The organism is Clavibacter nebraskensis NCPPB 2581, assembly GCF_000355695.1.
Lineage (GTDB): Bacteria > Actinomycetota > Actinomycetes > Actinomycetales > Microbacteriaceae > Clavibacter > Clavibacter nebraskensis.
The window spans coordinates 1,127,940-1,147,061 of the sequence record NC_020891.1 but is presented as its reverse complement, the minus strand read 5'-3'; the positions used below and the strand labels follow the sequence as shown (position 1 = coordinate 1,147,061).

General features: G+C 74.6%; 20 protein-coding genes and 1 tRNA gene. 15 read left to right on the top strand and 6 right to left on the bottom strand.

Features of this window, described 5'->3' with window-relative positions; genetic code table 11:
• Positions 1-43: 43 nt before the first annotated feature.
• Positions 44-1,072, bottom strand: a complete 1,029-nt coding sequence (locus CMN_RS05460) for a LacI family DNA-binding transcriptional regulator (RefSeq protein ID WP_015489848.1) — start codon at positions 1,070-1,072, stop codon at positions 44-46.
• Between the two features lie 170 nt (positions 1,073-1,242).
• Between CMN_RS05460 and CMN_RS05455 the strand changes: the two genes are divergently transcribed.
• Genes CMN_RS05455 through CMN_RS05435 form a run of 5 tightly spaced genes read left to right on the top strand, consistent with a single transcriptional unit; the run spans position 1,243 to position 6,112 of the window.
• A complete protein-coding gene (locus tag CMN_RS05455; protein WP_015489847.1) occupies positions 1,243-2,268 on the top strand; it encodes an asparaginase in 1,026 nt (341 codons plus the stop codon).
• A 22-nt stretch (positions 2,269-2,290) separates the two neighbouring features.
• A complete protein-coding gene (locus CMN_RS05450) occupies positions 2,291-3,181 on the top strand; it encodes a polysaccharide deacetylase family protein (protein ID WP_015489846.1) in 891 nt (296 codons plus the stop codon).
• A 38-nt stretch (positions 3,182-3,219) separates the two neighbouring features.
• Complete coding sequence (locus tag CMN_RS05445; RefSeq protein WP_015489845.1) at positions 3,220-4,596, top strand: MFS transporter; 1,377 nt, start codon at positions 3,220-3,222, stop codon at positions 4,594-4,596.
• Entirely contained in the window at positions 4,593-5,360 is a 768-nt protein-coding gene (locus tag CMN_RS05440) for an SDR family NAD(P)-dependent oxidoreductase (protein WP_015489844.1), read from the top strand. Before CMN_RS05445 ends, CMN_RS05440 begins: the two co-directional genes overlap by 4 nt.
• On the top strand, positions 5,357-6,112 hold the full coding sequence (locus CMN_RS05435) for an SDR family oxidoreductase (protein WP_015489843.1): 756 nt from the start codon (positions 5,357-5,359) through the stop codon (positions 6,110-6,112). Before CMN_RS05440 ends, CMN_RS05435 begins: the two co-directional genes overlap by 4 nt.
• Before the next feature lie 49 nt (positions 6,113-6,161).
• Here CMN_RS05435 and CMN_RS05430 read toward each other — a convergent pair whose 3' ends face one another.
• The 3 genes from CMN_RS05430 to CMN_RS05420 form a co-directional block, all read right to left on the bottom strand.
• Complete coding sequence (locus CMN_RS05430; RefSeq protein ID WP_015489842.1) at positions 6,162-6,929, bottom strand: gamma-glutamyl-gamma-aminobutyrate hydrolase family protein; 768 nt, start codon at positions 6,927-6,929, stop codon at positions 6,162-6,164.
• A gap of 78 nt (positions 6,930-7,007) precedes the next feature.
• Positions 7,008-7,703: a pyridoxine/pyridoxamine 5'-phosphate oxidase gene (locus CMN_RS05425; RefSeq protein ID WP_015489841.1), complete on the bottom strand. Its 696-nt coding sequence runs from the start codon at positions 7,701-7,703 to the stop codon at positions 7,008-7,010.
• A gap of 505 nt (positions 7,704-8,208) precedes the next feature.
• Positions 8,209-8,280, bottom strand: a tRNA-Arg gene (locus CMN_RS05420).
• A 206-nt stretch (positions 8,281-8,486) separates the two neighbouring features.
• Between CMN_RS05420 and CMN_RS05415 the strand changes: the two genes are divergently transcribed.
• The 10 genes from CMN_RS05415 to CMN_RS05370 all read left to right on the top strand — a co-directional run bounded on the left by CMN_RS05415 (position 8,487) and on the right by CMN_RS05370 (position 17,605).
• A complete protein-coding gene (locus tag CMN_RS05415; RefSeq protein ID WP_015489840.1) occupies positions 8,487-8,729 on the top strand; it encodes an Rv0909 family putative TA system antitoxin in 243 nt (80 codons plus the stop codon).
• A complete protein-coding gene (locus CMN_RS05410; protein ID WP_041465458.1) occupies positions 8,726-9,283 on the top strand; it encodes a 2'-5' RNA ligase family protein in 558 nt (185 codons plus the stop codon). Before CMN_RS05415 ends, CMN_RS05410 begins: the two co-directional genes overlap by 4 nt.
• A gap of 106 nt (positions 9,284-9,389) precedes the next feature.
• Entirely contained in the window at positions 9,390-11,429 is a 2,040-nt protein-coding gene (locus tag CMN_RS05405) for a TPM domain-containing protein (protein WP_015489838.1), read from the top strand.
• An 84-nt stretch (positions 11,430-11,513) separates the two neighbouring features.
• Positions 11,514-12,257, top strand: coding sequence for a PspA/IM30 family protein (locus CMN_RS05400; protein ID WP_015489837.1), 744 nt, complete (start codon positions 11,514-11,516; stop codon positions 12,255-12,257).
• 104 nt (positions 12,258-12,361) lie between these two features.
• A complete protein-coding gene (locus tag CMN_RS05395; protein ID WP_015489836.1) occupies positions 12,362-13,009 on the top strand; it encodes an NADPH-dependent F420 reductase in 648 nt (215 codons plus the stop codon).
• A 90-nt stretch (positions 13,010-13,099) separates the two neighbouring features.
• Entirely contained in the window at positions 13,100-13,942 is an 843-nt protein-coding gene (locus CMN_RS05390; protein WP_015489835.1) for an arginase family protein, read from the top strand.
• Between the two features lie 68 nt (positions 13,943-14,010).
• Complete coding sequence (locus CMN_RS05385; protein WP_015489834.1) at positions 14,011-14,850, top strand: crotonase/enoyl-CoA hydratase family protein; 840 nt, start codon at positions 14,011-14,013, stop codon at positions 14,848-14,850.
• A gap of 57 nt (positions 14,851-14,907) precedes the next feature.
• Positions 14,908-16,341 carry a dihydrolipoyl dehydrogenase family protein gene (locus tag CMN_RS05380; RefSeq protein ID WP_015489833.1) on the top strand — a complete coding sequence of 478 codons (1,434 nt, stop codon included), beginning with the start codon at positions 14,908-14,910 and terminating at the stop codon, positions 16,339-16,341.
• Positions 16,338-16,730: a hypothetical protein gene (locus tag CMN_RS05375; protein WP_015489832.1), complete on the top strand. Its 393-nt coding sequence runs from the start codon at positions 16,338-16,340 to the stop codon at positions 16,728-16,730. Before CMN_RS05380 ends, CMN_RS05375 begins: the two co-directional genes overlap by 4 nt.
• Positions 16,727-17,605 carry an SDR family NAD(P)-dependent oxidoreductase gene (locus CMN_RS05370; RefSeq protein ID WP_015489831.1) on the top strand — a complete coding sequence of 293 codons (879 nt, stop codon included), beginning with the start codon at positions 16,727-16,729 and terminating at the stop codon, positions 17,603-17,605. Before CMN_RS05375 ends, CMN_RS05370 begins: the two co-directional genes overlap by 4 nt.
• A gap of 45 nt (positions 17,606-17,650) precedes the next feature.
• Here the strand turns inward: CMN_RS05370 and CMN_RS05365 are convergent, their stop codons facing one another.
• Positions 17,651-18,055, bottom strand: a complete 405-nt coding sequence (locus tag CMN_RS05365; RefSeq protein ID WP_015489830.1) for an SIP domain-containing protein — start codon at positions 18,053-18,055, stop codon at positions 17,651-17,653.
• Between the two features lie 2 nt (positions 18,056-18,057).
• Positions 18,058-18,999 carry a siderophore-interacting protein gene (locus CMN_RS05360; RefSeq protein ID WP_015489829.1) on the bottom strand — a complete coding sequence of 314 codons (942 nt, stop codon included), beginning with the start codon at positions 18,997-18,999 and terminating at the stop codon, positions 18,058-18,060.
• Between the last annotated feature and the right edge of the window lie 123 nt (positions 19,000-19,122).

Sequence of the window (19,122 nt, the reverse complement as noted above, 5' to 3'; positions counted from 1 at the left end):
TCGGATCCGCCCGGCCCGGTGCGCGGGCCCGCGACGCCGGGGCTCAGGCCGGGTGCCGCCCGGTCGACGCGCGCGCGACGAGCGTCGGCTCGAGCATCCGGGAGGCGGCGTCCCGGCCGTCGACGAGCGCGAGGAGCGTCTCCAGCGCGAGCCGGCCCATCTCGTGCACGGGCGAGCGCACGCTCGTGAGCCCGATGGATCCCGATGCCGCGAGCGCGGTGTCGTTGTAGCCGACGAGCGCGACGTCGTCGGGCACGGACAGGCCCGCGTCGCGCAGCGCCCCCATCGCGCCGATCGCCGCGAAGTCGTTGGTCGCGAAGAGCGCGTCCGGCGCATGCCCGTCGCGGAGCACCGCCTCGGTCGCCTCCCGGCCCGCCGCCGCGTCGAAGCCCCGCTGGATCACGCGCTCGGGCGGCACGGGCATCCCGGCCTCGGCGTACGCCTCGAGGAAGCCGCGCGTGCGGTCGACCGCGGTGGACGCGAAGGACATGCCCGCGAGCACGGCCGGCCGGGTGCGCCCCTGCGCGATGAGGTGCTCGGCCGCGAGCCGGCCGCCCGTCACGTCGTCGCACGTGACGGCCACGTGGTCACCCCGGCGGCGCGAGACGAGGACGAAGGGCACGCCCTCCTCCGCGAGCTCGTCGAGCAGCGGGTCGTCGAGGTGCGCGTCGCCGAAGATCATGCCGTCGACCCGGCGGTCGAGCATGCTGCGCGTGCGGACGCGCTGGAGGTCCGGCCGGTCGAGGCTGTTCGTGACGAAGGTGGAGATGCGGCGCTCGGTGGCCGCCTCGTCGATGCCCTCGTAGACGGTGGCGAGCACGTAGTCCTGGAGGCGCGGGACGAGGACGCCGACGAGGTCGGAGCGGGAGGTGCGCAGGCTCGCGGCGTGCGGATTCCGCCGGTAGCCGCTGCGCTCGGCGATGTCGAGGATGGCGGCGACGGTCTCGGGCCCGGCCCACCGCCCGGGGTGCTCCTCGCGGGAGTTGAGCACGCGGGAGACGGTCGTGATGCTGACGCCGGCGAGCTCGGCGATCATGCGCTGCGTGGTGGGCGGCCGGCGCTTCTGGGTCACTCGTGGCTCCTCACCCGGATCAGCATGGCACAGCGTCCGGCACCGGCAACGGGCGACCCGCGGGTGGCCGGCGGGCGGCCGGCGGGGAAACACGCCCGCAACAGGACGGCAACGTGATCGTTCGACGCAAACCATTGACGCAATCGTTTGTGCATCGCAGGATCGTCCGCATGCCCCACGTCCTCGTGCTCGCCACCGGCGGGACCATCTCCTCGCGCGCACGCGCCGACGGATCCGCGGTCGCCGCCGATCCCGCCGAGCGCCTGCTCGGATCCGTGCCCGCCCTCCCGCCCGGCGTCACCGTCGCCACCCGCGACGTCCTCCGTGTGAACTCGTTCGCGCTGACGCACGGCGACCTGCGCACCATCGCGGGCGCGGTCGCCGAGGCGCTCGCGCGGGACGACGTGGACGGCGTGGTCGTGACGCACGGCACCGACACCCTCGAGGAGACGGCCTTCCTCCTCGACCTGGTGACGGACGACCCGCGGCCCGTGGTACTCACGGGCGCCCAGCGCTCGGCCGACGACCCGGAGGGCGACGGACCCGGCAACCTGCGCGACGCCATCGTCGTCGCCGCGTCGTCCGAGGCGCGCGGGGCCGGCGTGCTCGCCGTGTTCGCCTCCCGCGTCCTCGCCGCCGACGGCCTGGTGAAGGCCCGCACGCTGGATCCCGACGCCTTCGCCGCCCGGGACGGCGCGCCCCTCGGACGCGTGGTCGGCGACGGCGTCCGGCTGACACGCCGGCCGCGCGCGCTGCCGCTCCTCCCCGCGCCCAGCCCGCGCTTCGACCGGATCCGGGTGGACTGCGTCAGCGTCCACCCCGGCGCCGACGCCGTGCTCTTCCGCGCCGCGACCGCCGTGGGCGCCGCCGGCCTCGTCGTCATCGGCACGGGCGCCGGCAACGCGAACCGCGCGCTCGTGCCGGAGATCGCGGCGGCCGTCGACGCCGGCGTCCTCGTCGCGCTCGGCACGCGCGTGGCCGAGGGCCAGGTGGCCGCGATCTACGGCGACGGCGGCGGGGTCGACGCCGTGCGCGCCGGCGCCGTGCCGATCGGCCGCCTCTCCGTCGCGCAGGCCCGGATCCTCGTGGCCCTCCTGCTCGACCACCACCCCGTCGACGAGGCGCGCCGCCTGCTGGCCGCCGCCGCCGACCCCGCGACCACCATCCCCACCCCGGCCGGCGCCCTGCCGGCCTGACCCATCACCCGAGAGGACCCCCATGGCCAAGGACATCATCATCGCGTTCGGCATCGACGTCGATGCCGTGAGCGGCTGGCTCGGCTCGTACGGCGGGCAGGACTCGCCCGGCGACATCTCCCGCGGCCTGTTCGCGGGCGAGGTCGGCGTGCCGCGCCTCAACGCGCTGCTCGCCAAGCACGGCCTCCCCTCCACCTGGTTCTGGCCGGGCCACTCCATCGAGACGTTCCCGCGCGAGTTCGACCAGGTCGTCGCCGCCGGGCACGAGATCGGCGCGCACGGCTACAGCCACGAGAACCCCATCGAGATGTCGCGCCAGCAGGAGGCGGACGTGCTCGACCGCTCCATCGAGCTCATCGAGTCGCGCGCCGGCCGTCGCCCCACGGGCTACGTCGCGCCGTGGTGGGAGTTCTCGCGCGTGACGAACGAGCTCCTCATCGAGCGCGGGATCCGCTACGACCACTCCCTCATGCACCGCGACTTCGAGCCGTACTACGTGCGCGTCGGCGACACCTGGCAGGGCGTCGACTACACGAAGGACGCGGCCAGCTGGATGCACCCGCTCGTGCGCGGCGAGGAGACCGACCTCGTCGAGATCCCCGCGTCGTGGTACCTCGACGACCTGCCTCCCATGATGTTCGTCAAGGGCAGCCCGAACAGCCACGGCTTCGTGAACCCCCGCCACCTCGAGGAGATGTGGCGCGACCAGTTCGACTGGGTCTACCGCGAGCAGGACTACGGCGTCTTCACGTTCACGATCCACCCCGACGTCTCGGGCCGCCCGCAGGTGCTCCTCATGCTCGAGCGGCTCATCGCCCACATCAACTCGCACGAGGGCGTCCGCTGGGCGACCTTCGACGAGATCGCCCAGGACTTCCAGCGACGCTCCCCGCGCACCCCGCGCGTCCCCTGACCCGCGACCCGACCGACCGACCGCAGGAGACCACCACCATGAGCACCGACACCTCCCGTCCCGGCACCGCATCCGCGGACGCCGCCCCCGCCGGCGCGCAGCCCGCCGGCCTCGAGAAGGTCAGCGTCCGCCAGACCCGCCGGGTCACGGGCACCGCCTTCCTCGCGTGGACCATCGCGGTCTACGACTTCATCCTCTTCGGCACGCTGCTGCCCGACATCTCCCGCGACTTCGGCTGGGACACGAGCGAGTCGCTGCTCGTCTCGACCCTGGTCAGCGTCGGCACCGCGGTCGTCGTGCTGCTCGTCGGCCCGATGGTCGACCGGCTCGGCCGCCGCGTCGGCATGGTCGTGTCCGTCACCGGCACGGCGCTGTCGTCGGGCGCGACCGCGCTGAGCGCCGGGGCGGTCTCGCTCGTCGGGATCCGCAGCATCAGCGGCCTGGGCCTCGCCGAGCAGTCCATCAACGCCACGTACCTCAACGAGATCTACGAGCAGACGGAGGACGACAGGATCCGGCGCAACAAGGGCTTCGTCTACGCGATGGTGCAGACGGGCTGGCCGCTCGGCGCCCTGCTCGCCGCCGCGTTCGTCGGCCTCATCACGACGGCGTTCGGGCCGGGCAGCTGGCGCATCGCCTTCGGCCTCGCGACCGTACCCGCGCTCGTGGTCGCCGCGATCTGCCTCACGCTCCGCGAGAGCCCGCAGTTCGTCGCGCAGCAGCGGATCCGGCGTCTGCGCGCCGCGGGCCTGCACGACGAGGCGGCCGCGTTCGCGCGCGCCACCGGGCTCGACGTGCAGAGGTCCGCCCCCATCGCGCGCATCTTCCAGGGCGAGCACCTCCGCAGCACGATCGTGCTGAGCGTGGCGTGGCTGCTCAACTGGTTCGGGATCCAGACCTTCTCCGTGCTCGGCACCACCGTGCTCGAGTCGGGCAAGCACATCGACGCGTCCAACGCGCTGCTGCTGATCATCGCGTCCAACTGCGTGGGCGTGCTCGGCTACCTCGCGCACGGCTGGCTGGGCGACCGGCTCGGCCGTCGCAACGTCATCGTGGGCGGCTGGCTCGTCGCGGGGCTCGCCTTCGCGGTCATGCTGCTCGGGCCCGACGACCCGACGTTCGTGATGGGCGCCTACATGGTCGGCCTGTTCTTCCTGCTCGGGCCGTACGCGGCGATCCTGTTCTTCCAGGCCGGCTGCTTCGACAGCGACTGCCGGGCGACCGGATCCAGCTTCATCGGCGCGATGAGCCAGCCCGGCGCCATCATCGGCGGCTTCCTGCTCACCGGCCTCACGGCGAGCGCGATGTCGTTCGGCCAGGCCGCGCTGTGGGTGGGCGCGGGCGGCATCCTCGCCTCGGCGCTCGTGATGCTGCTCGCGAAGCCCACGGGCGAGACGCGCGAGGCGGCCGCGTGACCGGCGCGGCACCCGTCGCGCTCATCACAGGCGGGGCCTCCGGCATCGGGCGGGCGACCGCCGTGCGCCTCGCCGCCCGGGGCGACCGCGTGGTCGTCGGCCGCTTCCCCGGCGACCCGCACGACGCGGGCGCGACCCTCGAGGCCGTGCGCGCGGTCGGCGGCACGGGCATCGCGGTGGACCTCGACGTGGCGTCCACCTCGTCCGTCGACACGTTCGTGCGGGCCGCGCTCGAGGAGTACGGCCAGGTGGACCACGTGGTCGCGGCCGCCGGGATCCTCCGCCGCGCGCCCCTCGGCGCGATGACGGACGAGCGGTGGGACGAGGTGCTGGGCGTCGACCTCGGCGGCGTGATGCGCGTGATCCGCGCGGCCGAGCCGCTCCTCGGCCGCGGCTCCTCGATCGTGGCGGTGTCGTCCATCGCGGGCGGCGTCTACGGCTGGGGCGACCACGCGCACTACGCGACGGCCAAGGCCGGGGTCGTCGGACTCGTGCGGAGCGCGGCCGTGGAGCTCGCGCCGCGCGGGATCCGGGCGAACACCGTGATCCCGGGCCTCATCGAGACGCCGCAGTCGCTCGACGCGGTGAACTCCCTCGGGGCCGACGGCCTCCGGCGCGCGGGCGACAGGATCCCCGCCGGACGCGTCGGCCGGCCCGAGGAGGTCGCGTCGGTCATCGCGTTCCTCGCCTCCGACGACGCCGCCTACGTGACGGGGCAGACGCTCACCGTCGACGGCGGCCTGACGATCCGGATGCAGGAGTGAGCGCGTCCGTGCCCCGCAGCGACCGGCTCCGCGGGCGCACCGCGCTCGTGACGGGCGCGGCCAGCGGGATCGGCGCGGCCATCGCGCGCCACTTCGTGCTCGCGGGCGCCGAGGTCGTGCTGCTCGACCTCTCCCCCGCCGTGCACGAGGGGGCGCGGCGGATGGGCGCGGTCGGCGCGGTCACGGCCGACGTGTCCGACGAGAACCGGGTCGCCGAGGCCGTCGCGGAGGCCGGGCGGCTGCTCGGCCGGATCGACGTGCTCGTCAACTCGCACGGCATCCTCACCGAGGCGCCCGTCGCGGAGATGGACCTGGCGACCTGGCAGCGCACGATGGACGTGGACCTCACGAGCGTGTTCCTCCTCACGCGCGCCGTGCTGCCGGAGATGCTCGAGCGGCGCGACGGCCGGATCATCACGGTCGCCTCGCAGCTCGGCCAGAAGGGCGGCGTGGGGCTCGCGCACTACGCGGCCGCGAAGGCCGGGGTCATCGCGTTCACCAAGTCGCTCGCGCTCGAGGTGTCCGGCTCGAACGTGCTCGCGAACGTCATCGCGCCGGGACCGATCTCCACGCCCCTCGTCGACGCCATCTCGGAGGACTGGAAGGACGCCAAGCGCCGTGAGCTGCCGCTCGGCCGCTTCGGCACGGTCGACGAGGTCGCGCCGACCGCGGTGCTGCTGGCGGCGGATCCCGACGGCAACCTGTTCGTCGGCCAGACGCTCGGGCCCAACAGCGGCGACGTGATGCCCTGACCCGAGCGGCGTCGCCGTGCGCGCCGCGGTCGTCCGGGTCGGTGTCGGCTCAGGCGGCCGCGGTGCGCGCGGTCTCGGCGGGCTCGCGCAGCGCGCAGGCTGCGGCGAGCGCGTCGAGCAGGGCGGGCAGCTGGTCGCGCGCGGCGCCCGGGTCCTCCGGATGCCACTGCACGCCGATGACGGGCGCGCTCTCGTGCTCGACGGCCTCCGGCACGCCGTCGGGCGCCACCGCGACGACGCGGAGCCCCGTGCCCGGGCGGTCGACCGCCTGGTGGTGCGCGCTCCGCACGACGACCTCGGTGGATCCGAGCACGCGGGCGAGCCGGCTGCCCGCGGCGACCCGCACGTCGTGGTCGCGCATGACCGCCGTGATCTCCGTCGCGTCGTTGCGGTGCTCCCCGACGCCCTCGATGTGCTGCTGCAGGGTGCCGCCGAGCGCGACGTTGACGATCTGGGCGCCGCGGCAGATGCCGAGCAGCGGCGTGCCCTCCGCGACCGCGCGGCGGACGAGCGCGATCTGACCGGCGTCGGCGACCTCGCGGTGCGTCGAGCGGCCCTCGTACTCGGCGGGCCCGCCGTAGAAGCGCGGGGCGACGTCCTCGCCGCCCATGATGACGACCGCGTCGGCCTCGCGCGTGCGGGCGAGCAGCGCCTCGACGCCCTCGTCCTCCGCGGCGATGTTCTCGACCAGCCAGCCGGCCTCGTCGGCGACCTCGGCGACGCGCGCGTTGAGCCCCTGCACGAGCGTGTTGTACGCGGCGGCCTCGGGGCGGGAGCGGGTCACCTGCACGACGGCGAGGCGGAGGGAGGCGGGCATGGATCCAGTGTGCGGCGTCGCCCGCGGGATCGCACGCCGCGCGTCATGTTCCGCAACACGCGTCGGCGGCGTCGGGCCTCAGGGCCAGACGAGCGTGTGCGACCAGGATCCGTCCGGCCCCGACCGGTACATGATCCGCAGCTGCCCGTGGTCCTCGGTCGCCTGCCAGAACTCGACGACCGTCGGCTGGAGCACGTACGCGCGCCACGACTCGGCGACGAGCTCCGGATCGGCTTCCACGGCCTCCCGCGCCCGGGCGATCCGCGTGTCGCGCTCGGCGGCGTCGGGCATCGGCTCGCTCTGGTCGCCCGCGATGACCTCGGCGCGGGACGACGGGTGCCGCGAGAGGAAGTCCCGCTGGCTCACCTCGCGCTCGCCGTGGAAGACGGGACCGGTCGCGCGGATCTGGCGCCCGCGCTCCCGCCAGTACGCGACGAGCGCCGCCCGTGGGTTGGCCTCGAGGTCGCGCCCCTTGGGGCTGTCGGCGAGCGAGGAGAACCAGAGCGCTCCGGGCTCGTCGTCGACCGTGGGCGTCACGTCCTTGAGCAGCAGCGTGCGCGCGCTCGGACGTCCGTCGGCGTCGGCCGTGGCGAGGACGACCGCGTTGGGCTCGGCGGCGTCGTGGGCGACGGCGTCGCGGATCCAGTCGATGACGAGGTCGATCGGATCCTCGGGCAGGTGCGCCGGGTCGACCTCGGGGAAGTCGTGGGGCTTCGGCTTCGCGCCCTTCAGGAGGTCGCGGACCGGGGTGTCGTCGTCGTCGTCGTCTGCCATGCGCCGAGCCTAGGCCGACCGGCCGCGGACACGCGGTCCACGGAGGAGGAGAGCAGGGCGGACCCGCCAGCGGTGGCGCGTCGTCGCATGATGCGGCACGCGGGACGCGCGTTCGACCTCCTGCGGTAATCGGATTGGTCGGGCTGCCACTGGATTTTTCCAGTACCGGTCCGCGTGGTCGTCGCGCCCGTGCTCCACTAGGTTGTTCCTCAGGCCCGCTCCCCCAGTTGGGCCCAGCACCACGCGGCGGGAACCCGAGACCCGTCTCGGGTTCCCGCCGCGTGTGTTCACGCGTCCTCCGCCCCTGCCGCTCCGCGAGCGCACGTCGAGGCGATGCGACCCCCTCCACGCAGCCCTGCGCGACACCGTCGCAGCGGCCCAGCCGGCGGATCCCGCCGCCGCGCTCGGGCGTCGAGGAGTCCATGCGCGTCCCCGGATGCACGAGAGGCCGGCCCCGCTGACGGGACCGGCCTCTCACCGCACCAACACGGGATATGGGAAGGTGTGCCCCCAGGAGGATTCGAACCTCCGCCCCTGCCTCCGGAGGGCAGTGCTCTATCCCCTGAGCTATGGGGGCCAGGGTGCGCGCGAGCGCGGATCCAGGGTAGCACCGGCGACGAGGCCCGCCGTGCCGACGCCACGGGCCGGGAGCACCGACGCATTCCCTCTGCCGGGGAGACTCAGTGCTCCAGCACAGGCGCAGCACGCCAGGATGGACGAAGGACGACCGCCGCGCCGCCCGGGCCCGGCGGCCCACCCGATCCCCTCCAGAGGAGACCACCCGTGAAGCTGTCCCGCATCGCCGCCGCCGCCGCCGGCTTCCTGCGCACGTCCAAGGGCCAGGACGTCGGCCGCACCGCCATCGACAAGGTGTCCGGCATCGCCGACAAGGCCACCGGCAGCAAGCACGCCGACAAGATCCAAAAGGCGCGCCAGGCCGCCGACGACCAGCTGCGCAAGCTCGGCCCCGACGGCGGCCGCGGCGGCCAGGGTCCGACCCCGCCCGCGACACCGCCCCGCCGCTGAGCGCCGGCAGCCTCGAGCTCACGCTGGACGCGGCATCCGACGCCGCGATCCGCGCGTCGTGGCGCGCCCTCGCCGACGCCGGCCTGCCGAGCCTCGCCGACCACGCCGGGGAGACCAACCGCCCGCACGTGACGCTGCTGGCGGCCTCGGATCTCGGCGGGTCCGCGGACGACGCCGTCCGCGCCCTCGCCGCCACCGCTCCCCTGCCCACGCTCCGGCTCGGCGGGCTCGTGGTGTTCGGCGTCCCACCGCGGGGCCTCGTGCTCGCGCGGCAGGTGGTGGTGGACCAGGTGCTGCTCGACCTCCACGTGCGGATCCACGCGGCCGTCGACCAGGCGACAGCCGACGCGGACGCGGACGCCGCGCCCGTCGAGGTCGTCCCGCACACGCGACCCGGATCGTGGACGCCGCACGTCACGGTCGCCCTGCGGCTCACGACCGAGCAGCTCGGCGCCGCCGTGGAGGCGCTCGGCCGCATCGACCCGCTCGACGCCCAAGCCGCGGGCCTCCGCCGCTGGGATCCGCGCGACCGCACGACCACGGAGATCGCGTGACCCGCGTGGGCCGCGTGGACCGCGTGGCCATCATCCTCACGGCCACCGCACGCACCCGCGCCACTAGCCTGGATGGAGCACGAACTTGAGACGACGGAGGAGTCGCATGCCGCGGTCCGCGAGATTGATCGGGGCCGCGCTCGCGCTCGGCCTGGCCGGCGCCATGGTGCCGATGTCCGCCCAGGCGACGGAGCCGGTGGGCTTCGGCGGGGCCTCGATCCTCGACCCGGTCGACGCCGTCACGTCCGCGCAGGAGCAGCAGATCCAGCAGGCGATCGACCAGCTCCGGGAGCAGACCGGGGTCACGCTCCACGTCGCGTACGTCGACACGTTCACGGGAGCGGCGAACCAGGCGGCCTGGGGGCAGGCGACGAAGGAGGCCAACGGCTTCGGGTCGACCGACGCGATCCTCGCCGTCGCCGTCGACGGACGCCAGTTCACCCTCGGCGTCCCGGACAGCGTGTCCGTGGCGCAGCGGACGCAGCTCACGGACCAGGTGGTCAAGCCGCGCCTGAGCGACGGCGACTGGTCCGGCGCGGCGATCGACACGGCCCAGGGCCTCCGGTCCATCTCCCAGACCGGCACGGTCGCCGAGACCGGCACGGGATCCACCCCCTCCTCCGCCAACGACTCCGGCATCGACTTCGGCCTCGTCCTCCTCTACGTGCTCGGCGCGATCCTCCTGGCCGCCGTCGTCACGACCCTCCTCGGCCGCCGGAAGAAGCGGAAGGCCGTCGCCGCGAAGCGCCAGGCCGCCCTCGCGGAGATGAAGACGGCCGAGCAGCGCGCCGGCAGCATGCTCGTGCAGCTGGACGACGCGCTCGAGACCAGCGAGCAGGAGGTGGGCTTCGCGGAGGCGGAGTTCGGATCCGCTGCGGTCGGCCCGTACAGGGAGGTGCTCGCGTCGGCGGGCGGCAAGGTCCGCGAGGCGTTCGCGCTGAAGCAGAAGCTCGACGACACCATCGAGGACACCGACGAGGAGCGCCGCGCGTGGGCCGCGCGCATCGTCGACCTGTGCGAGGAGGCGCGGGCCGAGCTCGACGCGCAGGCCGCGTCGTTCGAGGAGCTGCGCGCGCTCGAGCAGAACGCGCCGCAGACGCTGGCCGCCATCGTCACCGACGCGGAGTCGCTGAAGTCCCGCATCGAGCGGACGCAGGAGGCGGTGGACCTCCTCGGTCGCCGCTACGCCGGCCCGTCGATGACGACCGTCACGGGCAACGTCGACCAGGCCCGCTCGCTCCTCTCCTTCGCGACCGACACCGCCCAGGAGGCCGCCGAGGCGATCCGCGCGGGCGACCGCGCGTCCACGGGCGAGATCGCGGTGAAGGTGCGGGCGGCGCAGCAGGCGGTCGGCCAGGCCGGCAAGCTCCTCGACGGCGTCGACCGCGTGTCCTCCGACCTCGAGCACGCGTCCACGCGCGTGCAGGAGGAGATCGCGGACGTCCGCAGCGACATCCAGGACGCCCGCGCCGCCCAGCGCGGCGGGCGCATGCCTGAGCTGACCCGGCTCGTGGAGGCGGCCGAGCAGGCCATCGCCGACGCGAAGCCGCTGCAGGGCCGGCTGGCCGATCCGCTCACGAGCGTCACGCTGCTGCAGGAGGCGGAGGCCCGGCTCGACGAGGCGCTCGCGCCCGTGCGGGAGCAGCAGGAGCAGGTGCAGCACGCGATCGGCTACCTGCCGCGCGCGCTGTCGACCGCCGAGAGCCAGGTGGCCACGGCCCGCGACTTCATCTCGACCCGCCGCGGCGGCGTCGGCGAGGAGGCGCGCACGCGTCTCGCGCACGCCCAGCGGGCGCTCGACGACGCGCACGAGGCCGCTCCGCGGGATCCGGTGCGCGCCGTGGCCGCGGCGCAGGCGGCGACCTCGTACTCCGCGCAGGCCATCGAGGCCGCGCAGCGCGACCTCGACCAGGGCGGCGGATACGGCGGCTACGGCGGCGGCATGATGGGCGGCCGCGGCGGAGGCGGCGACGCCTTCGGCGGCGCGATCATGGGCGGCATCATCGGCGGCCTCCTGAGCGGCGGCGGCGGCTGGGGTGGCGGCGGAGGCGGCTTCAGCGGGGGCGGCTTCGGCGGCGGAGGCGGCGGAGGCTTCGGCGGGGGCGACTTCGGCGGAGGCGGCGGCTTCGGCGGCGGCGACTTCTAGCGACGACCAGCAGCACGACGAGAACGAGAGCGACCCATGATCAACCCATTCCGACGAAGCACCAGACGAGAAGGAGCAGCACCCATGTCCAAGCAGTCCATCCTCGGCCGCATCGCCCAGCTCGCGAAGGCCAACATCATCAACCTCATCGACCAGGCCGAGGATCCGCAGCTCATGCTGGACCAGATGGTCCGCGACTACACGGAGAGCATCAGAGAGGCCGAGAGCGCCGTCGCCCAGACCATCGGCAACCTGCGCATGATCGAGGATGACCACCGCGAGGACGTCCAGGCGGCGCAGGACTGGGGTCGCAAGGCCCTCGCCGCCAGCCAGAAGGCGGACGAGTACCGCAACGCCGGCAACACCCCGAACGCCGACAAGTTCGACGCGCTCGCCCGCGTCGCGCTGCAGCGCCAGATGCAGTCGGAGAGCGAGGCGAAGGGCGCGGAGCCGACCATCGCGTCGCAGACCGAGGTCGTCGAGAAGCTCAAGCAGGGCCTCGACACGATGCGCGGCAAGCTCCAGCAGCTGTCGTCGAAGCGCGACGAGCTCAACGCCCGCCAGAAGACCGTGCAGGCGCAGTCGCAGGTGCAGGACGCCATGAAGAGCATCGACATCATGGATCCCACCAGCGAGGTCAGCCGCTTCGAGCAGAAGATCCGCCGCGAGGAGGCCCGCGTCCGAGGCGCCGAGGAGCTGCAGGCCTCCAGTCTCGACGCGCAGTTCGAGGAGCTCGAGGACCTCGGCGAGCTGACCGAGGTCGAGGCGCGCCTCGCCGCGCTCAAGTCCGGCGGATCCGCGCCGAAGCAGGTCACGTCCGGCGAGTAGTCGACCGCACGATGCGTGGGCGCCGTCCTCCGGGGCGGCGCCCGTCGTCGTCCCGGCGTCGTCATCCGGGGAATTCCGCCCCCGCGGATCCGGTTCCCCTCGACATGACCAACATCGGAATCATCGGCGCCGGACTCATCGGCAGCCAGCTCGCCCGCCTCTTCACCTCCACCGGCCACGACGTCGTCATCGCGAACTCGCGCGGCCCGGAGACCCTCACCGACCTGATCGACGAGCTCGGCGAGCACGCGCGCGCCGCCACCGTCCAGGAGGTCGCCGAGGCCGGCGAGATCGTCGTCGTCACCATCCCGCTGAAGGACATCGGCAGCGTCCCCGTCGCGCCCCTCGCGGGCAAGATCGTGATCGACACCGACAACTACTACCCGGAGCGCGACGGCCACATCGCCGAGCTCGACGACGAGACCACGACGACCGCGGAGATGCTGCAGCGGCACCTGCCCGAGTCGAAGGTCGTCAAGGCGTTCAACCACATCTACGCGGCCGACCTCACCGAGCACGCCACGCCCGCCGGCACGCCCGACCGCCGCGCCCTCGTGATCGCGGGCGACGACGCCGACGCCAAGGCGACCGTCACCTCGATCCTCGACTCCTTCGGCTACGACACGGTCGACGCGGGACCCCTCGCGGAGGGCTGGCGCATCCAGCGCGACACCCCCGGCTACGGCCCGAAGCTCGACGCCGCGGGCCTGCGCACCGCGCTCGCCGAGGCGAAGCGCTACCGCGACATGTAGCCGTCGCCCTCCCCGGCCGATGCCCGCCCTCCCCGCTCCCGCGGAGACGGCGGGCATCGCCATGTCCGCCCTGCCAGGCGATACTGGGGTGTGCCCGCCTCCTTCGTCGTCGTCCCCCAATGGCAGGGCTCGGGCTCGTCCCGCGCCATGAGGCTCGCGGACGGCGCCGAGGCCATCCGCGGCGACCTGCCCGCGTCCGCCACGCACGTCGTCGACGTGCCCGTCGAGGCGGGCGAGTCGCTCGGCACCGGCGTGCTCCGCTACGCGTCGCTGCTCGCGGTGCGCACCCGCCAGGAGGCGGCGCTCGAGGCGGCGACGGCGTCCGGCGCGTCCCCCGTCGTCACCGTCGGCGGCGACTGCGGCGTGGAGATCGCGTCCATCGGGCACGCGGCCGCCGCGCATCCCGGCCTCGCGGTCGTGTGGCTCGACGCCCACGCCGACCTCAACTCCCCCGCCTCCTCCCCGAGCGGCGCCTTCCACGGCATGGTGCTGCGCGCCGTCATCGGCGAGGGCGTCGACGGGCTGGATCTCGCCGCGGGCACCGTCACGCCCGACCGCGTCGTGCTCGCCGGCGTGCGCGCGCTGGACGACACCGAGTCCGACCTCGTCGAGTCGCGCGGGATCGCGCTCCTCGGCGCCGACGCCGTGGGGCCCGAGGCGCTCGTCGCCGCGGTGGCCGCGACCGGCGCCGAGCGCGTCTACATCCACGTCGACCTCGACGTGCTCGACCCCGGTGCCATGTCCGGCGTGGGATACCCCGAGCCGTTCGGGCTCGACGTGCAGGTCGTGACCGAGTCGATCAAGGCGCTGCGCCGGTCGTTCGAGCTCGCGGGCGCGGGGATCACCGAGTTCGCGCCCTCCTCCCCCGCGGCGGCCGTGGAGGACATGGGCACCATCCTGCGGATCATCGGGGCGCTGACCGGGCCCGTGTGACCCGACCGGGTGGTCGCGCCGCGCGCCCGGCCCTGCGAGGCTGGGGCGGACGATCGAAGGAGACCGCCGTGAGCGACGACGCCCGCACCGCATCCCCCGCCGAGCCCCCGGCCGACGACGCGCCCCGGGTGCGCGTCGAGCGGCGCGGTCACCTGCTGCTCATCGGCCTCGACCGGCCCGCCAAGCGCAACGCCGCCGACATGCGGATGCTCCGCGAGCTCGCGAGCGCCTACGGCCTGCTCGACCGGGACGCGGAGCTGCGCGTCGGCGTCGTGCACGCGATCGGCGACCACTTCACCGGCGGGCTCGACCTCGCGGACGTGGCCCCGCACATCGGGCAGGGCCCCGGCGGCGGGCTCGACAGCGTGCCGGACGACGGCGTCGACCCGTGGCGGATGGCGGATGCGGGCGTCGGCAAGCCCGTGGTGCTCGCGGTGCAGGGCACGTGCCTCACCCTCGGCATCGAGCTGGCCCTCGCGAGCGACGTCGTGGTGGCGGCCGCCGGCACGCGGTTCGGGCAGATCGAGGTCGCGCGCGGGATCCTGCCGTTCGGCGGCGCGACCCTCCGCTTCCCGGCGGTCGCGGGCTGGGGCGACGCCATGCGCTGGATCCTCACAGGCGACCCGTTCGACGCGGAGGAGGCCAGGCGGATGCGCATCGTGCAACTCGTGGTGCCCGACGGCGAGCAGCTGCAGGCGGCGATCGGGATCGCCGAGCGCATCGCCGCGCAGGCCCCGCTTGCCGTGCAGGCGACCCTCCGCAATGCCCGCGCCGCCGTCCGCGACGGGCACGGGGCCGCGGCCGCAGCGCTCCCCGCCGAGCTCGTGCGGCTCGCGGGATCCGAGGACGCGGCACGCGGCATGCGCGCGGCCGCCGAGCGCCGTCCCGCGGACTTCGCCGGCCGCTGATCCGCCGACCGAAGCCGCCCGGCTGGCGTGACGGACGCCGGGCGTAGGGTCGGGACCATGACCTCCTACGACCTCATCGTCATCGGTGCCGGCCCCGTCGGCGAGAACGTCGCCGACCGCGCGAAGCAGGGCGGGCTCTCCGTGCTCGTCGTCGAGTCCGAGCTCGTGGGAGGCGAGTGCTCCTACTGGGCCTGCATGCCCAGCAAGGCGCTCCTCCGCTCGGGCAGCGCACTCCGCGCCGCGCGCGCCGTCGCCGGATCCAAGGAGGCCGTCACGGGCGACCTCGACGTGGCCGCCGTGCTCAAGCGCCGCGACTCCTTCACCAGCTCCTGGGACGACCAGGGGCAGGTGAGCTGGCTCGAGGGCATCGGCATCGACCTCGCGCGCGGCCACGGGCGCATCTCCGGGCCGCGCCGCGTCACGGTCACCGCGCCCGACGGATCCGTCACCGAGCACGAGGCGACCCACGCGGTCGCCGTGTCCACCGGCACCGCCGCCCTCCTCCCCGACATCCCGGGCCTCGCCGAGGCGCAGCCCTGGACGAGCCGCGAGGCCACCGCCCTGGAGGTCGTGCCGGACTCGGTCGTCATCATCGGGGGCGGCGTCGTCGCGGCCGAGATGGCCACCGCGTACGCCTCGCTCGGCAGCACGGTCACGATCATCGCGCGCAGCGGCCTGCTCGCCGGCCAGGAGCCCTTCGCGGGCGAGCTCGTCGGCGACAGCCTGCGCGACATGGGCGTCGACGTGCGCCTCGGCGCCTCGCCCTCCCGCGTGACGCGCGAGGGCGACCGGGTCACGATCGCGATCGACGGCGGATCGGCCGTCACGGCCGCCGAGGTGATCGTCGCGACCGGTCGCATCCCGCGCACGGAGGACCTGGGGCTCGACACCGTGGGCCTCGAGGCCGGCGCGTACCTCGACGTGGACGACACCATGCTCGTCACGGGCGAGGTCAACGCGGAGACGCCGTGGCTGTACGCCGTGGGCGACGTCAACCACCGCGCGCTCCTCACCCACCAGGGCAAGTACCAGGCGCGCGCCGCCGGCGACGTCATCGCCGCGCGCGCGACCGGCGGCGCGGTCGACGACTCCCCCTGGGGCGTCCACGTCGCGACCGCCGACCACCGCGCCGTCCCGCAGGTCACGTTCACCGACCCCGAGGTCGCGAGCGTCGGCCTCACGGCGAGGGCGGCTGAGGACGCCGGGATCCGCACGCGTGTCGTCGACTACGACCTCGGATCCATCGCGGGCTCGAGCCTGCACGCCGACGGCTACACGGGGAAGGCGCGCATGGTCGTCGACGAGGACCGCGGCGTCATCGTCGGCGTCACGTTCGTCGGCCAGGACGTCGCCGAGCTGCTGCACTCCGCCACCATCGCGGTCGTCGGCGAGGTGCCGCTCACGCGCCTCTGGCACGCCGTGCCGTCGTACCCCACCATCAGCGAGATCTGGCTGCGCCTCCTCGAGACGTACGGGCGGCCGACCGCGTGATCCGGGCCGGCGTCGGCGCCGCGGCGGGAGCCCTCCGCGGCGTCCTGCTGGACTCGCCGCTCTCGCGCGCGGGCAGCGGCGTCGCCACCGCGGTCGGCCTCGCGATCGGCCTGCCGCTGAGCACGGGCGAGGTGCGCCGCCACGGCGACCTCATCGTCCTGACGGGCCTGCCGTCCTGGGTCTTCGGGCGCGGCGGGACGTGCGTCGGGCGTGTCTACCTCACGCGCGACAACGCGGGGCCCGCGGTGCTCGAGCACGAGGCCGTGCACGTCGTCCAGTGGCGGCGGTACGGGCTGCTGATGCCGCTGCTCTACTGGTGGGCGGGGCGGGATCCGCTGCGGAACCGGTTCGAGATCGAGGCCGGCCTGGAGAAGGGCGGCTACCGGTGAGCGGGCCGCTCGACGGACGCACGGTCGTCCTCACGGGCGCGAGCTCCGGCATCGGCCGCATCGCCGCCCGGGAGCTGCACGCGCGCGGCGCCGACGTGGTCGTCGTGGGTCGAGATCCCGAGCGGACGCGCGGCGTCGCTGCGGCGCTCGGCGCGCGGCACGCCATCGCGGACATGGACCGGCTCGACGAGGTGCGCGCGCTGGCCGGGACGCTGCTCGAGACGTGCCCGCGGATCCACGTGCTGGTCCTCAACGCCGGCAGCCTCGTGCCCCGGCGCGCCATGACGGTCGACGGGCACGAGACGACGTTCCAGCGCAACGTCCTCGCGCCGTTCCTCCTCACGCGCCTGCTCCTCCCCCGCCTGGAGGAGACGCAGGCCGCGCTCGGCGTCGACGAGAGCCCGGTGCGCGTCCTCGGCACCGCGAGCCGCGCGAACCTGTGGGGCCGCGTCCGCCTCGACGACCTCGACTGGCGGAAGCGCCCCTGGCTCGGCGGCTGGCAGGCGTACGGCACGTCGAAGGCGATGATGATCCTGATGATGCGCACGCTCGCCGAGCGCGTCGGCCCGCGCGGCATCGAGGCGTACTCGTTCCACCCGGGCCTCGTGCGCACGTCGTTCGGATCCGACAGCACCGTGATGAAGGCGCTGCTCGCGCTCTCGATGGGCGCCTACGGCATCTCCGCCGAGGCGGGAGCGGTGCCGCTCGTGCAGCTCGCGTCGGTGCCCGACCTGGCCGCGCCGAACGGCACGTACTTCGACCAGCTGACGCCCGACGGGAAGACGACGGCGCAGGCGGCGGACCCGCAGCTCGGCCGCGACCTGTGGGCCGCGCTGGAGCTCGCGGCGGGCACGGACGAGCGCCTGCCGCGCTGAGGCGCCCTGCCCGCCGCGCCGCGCATCGCAGCCGGCGGATCCGCGTCAGCGCGTCGCGAGCAGGTGCAGCAGGTCGTCGTGTCCGCCGACGTGGCCGCCGAGCAGCACGCTGACCTCGGTGACCGGGTGCTCGTCGGAGAGCGGCGCGGAGAAGACCATCATCTCGCTGGCCCACGCGCCGACGGCCCGGGCGACCGCGGCCATCGGCTCGGCGGGCGCGCCGTCGACCCCGCGGCCGTCGCGCGCGATGACGGTGACGACCATGCGCGGCGGGTGCACGAGTACGACCTCGACCGCGGCGTCCGGCACCTCGACGAACACGCTGCCGCGCGTGCACAGCGGCAGGGCGGCGAGCGCGGCCTGCGTCTCGGCGAGGCCGGTCTCGTCGGTGACGAGCAGCACCTGGCGCTTCACGTCCTTGCGCGTGCGCGAGCGTGTGGCTCCGGCCATGGTCAGGATCCCTCCGCCGCGCCCCGGCGCCAGTAGCCCATGAAGGCGACCTGCCGGCGGTCGATGCCGGTGTCGCGCACGAGGAAGCGGCGCATGGCCTTGATGCAGCCGGACTCGCCCGCGAGCCAGGCGTAGAGCGTGGAGCCCTCGTGGACGACCGGCGCGTCCCAGACGATGGCCTCGGCGTCGTCCTCGGCGAGCGGCTGCGCATCCTCGGCCAGCGCGAACTCGGGGGCGGCGATGGCGCCGACCTTCACGTGGCAGTCGACCCAGTGGCGCACGGCCTCCTCGAGGCGGGATCCGTTCGGGCGGCCGTCGCGCGGCAGCCACGTGAGGTGCACGCCCTTCGGCACGCGCACCTCGAGGCGGTCGCCCGTGACGGGCACCTCGATGAAGGCGCAGCCCACGGCGTCGTCCGGGAGGGAGGAGAGGATGTTGCAGATGGCGGGGGCGGCCGTCTCGTCGCCCGCGAGGAGCAGCGAGCGCGCGGCGCCCGGGTGCCACTCGATGCCGAGGCCGCGGGCGGGGCTCAGGGCGTCGGGGCCGATGACGACCATCTCGTCGCCGGGCCGCGCGGAGCCCGCCCAGCGGGAGGCGGGACCCATGTCGCCGTGCAGCGCGAAGTCGACGTCGACCTCGCCGAGCTCGCGGCGGACCGCGCGGGACGTGTAGGTGCGGAGCGGGTTGCGCTCGGCGTCGGGCAGGGCGCGCCACCAGGCGAACCAGTCGTCGCCGCCGACGCCGGTGAGATCCGGCAGGCCGTGCTCGGCGACCGGGAGCAGCAGCTTGATGCGCTGGTCGAGGCACTCGTCGCCGAAGTCGCGCAGGTCGTCGCTCTGGAACGTGATGCGGAGGAACGTGGGGCTGACGCGCTCGGTGCGCGCGACCCGGGCCGCGAACGGCCGGTAGGCGGGACGCTCCACCGCGGGTTGCTCCGCGACCACGGCCTCGGCGGCTGCCGTGCTGCTGGCGAGGGTCGCGGTGGAGGTAAGCACAGCCTAAGTATGGCATCCCTTACCTTCGGGGGCGAGGGCGGGCGGCGGATCGGGACCGGGATCCACGGGAGG

Bases quoted from the DNA above. Each gene is read 5' to 3' on its own strand.
- CMN_RS05455 (WP_015489847.1), top strand. From the start codon at position 1,243: ATGCCCCACGTCCTCGTGCTCGCCACCGGCGGGACCATCTCCTCGCGC.
- CMN_RS05450 (WP_015489846.1), top strand. From the start codon at position 2,291: ATGGCCAAGGACATCATCATCGCGTTCGGCATCGACGTCGATGCCGTG.
- CMN_RS05445 (WP_015489845.1), top strand. From the start codon at position 3,220: ATGAGCACCGACACCTCCCGTCCCGGCACCGCATCCGCGGACGCCGCC.
- CMN_RS05430 (WP_015489842.1), bottom strand. From the start codon at position 6,929: ATGCCCGCCTCCCTCCGCCTCGCCGTCGTGCAGGTGACCCGCTCCCGC.
- CMN_RS05425 (WP_015489841.1), bottom strand. From the start codon at position 7,703: ATGGCAGACGACGACGACGACGACACCCCGGTCCGCGACCTCCTGAAG.
- CMN_RS05405 (WP_015489838.1), top strand. From the start codon at position 9,390: ATGCCGCGGTCCGCGAGATTGATCGGGGCCGCGCTCGCGCTCGGCCTG.
- CMN_RS05400 (WP_015489837.1), top strand. From the start codon at position 11,514: ATGTCCAAGCAGTCCATCCTCGGCCGCATCGCCCAGCTCGCGAAGGCC.
- CMN_RS05395 (WP_015489836.1), top strand. From the start codon at position 12,362: ATGACCAACATCGGAATCATCGGCGCCGGACTCATCGGCAGCCAGCTC.
- CMN_RS05380 (WP_015489833.1), top strand. From the start codon at position 14,908: ATGACCTCCTACGACCTCATCGTCATCGGTGCCGGCCCCGTCGGCGAG.
- CMN_RS05365 (WP_015489830.1), bottom strand. From the start codon at position 18,055: ATGGCCGGAGCCACACGCTCGCGCACGCGCAAGGACGTGAAGCGCCAG.